At 50.6% G+C, this 352-nt stretch carries 1 rRNA gene; it reads left to right on the top strand.

The features are described from left to right. Nucleotides 1–23 precede the first annotated feature (23 nt). A 23S ribosomal RNA gene (locus tag HMPREF3056_RS03235) occupies nt 24–352 on the top strand; the annotation flags it as partial.

Raw genomic sequence — 352 nt, 5'->3', positions numbered from 1 at the left:
GTGGTGGTTGTTGTGTTGGTTGTGTGTTCGTTATTTAGGGCGCATGGTGGATGCCTTGGCATGCTGAGCCGATGAAGGACGTGTAAGGCTGCGTTAAGCCTCGGGGAGTTGTCAATAAAGCGTTGATCCGAGGATGTCCGAATGGGGAAACCTGGCACCTGTTATGGGGTGTTACCCTTCAGTGAATTCATAGCTGTTGTGGGGGTTTACGCGGGGAAGTGAAACATCTCAGTACCCGTAGGAGAAGAAAATAAAATTATGATTCTGCTAGTAGTGGCGAACGAACGTGGATGAGGCTAAACCGTGTGCATGTGATACTTGGTAGGGGTTGTGTGTGCGGTGTTGTGGGCCC

It is taken from the genome of Corynebacterium sp. HMSC056F09 (assembly GCF_001815785.1).
GTDB lineage: Bacteria > Actinomycetota > Actinomycetes > Mycobacteriales > Mycobacteriaceae > Corynebacterium > Corynebacterium hiratae.
The sequence above is the reverse complement of the archived record's forward strand: the minus strand, read 5'-3'. Positions and strand labels throughout refer to the sequence as shown.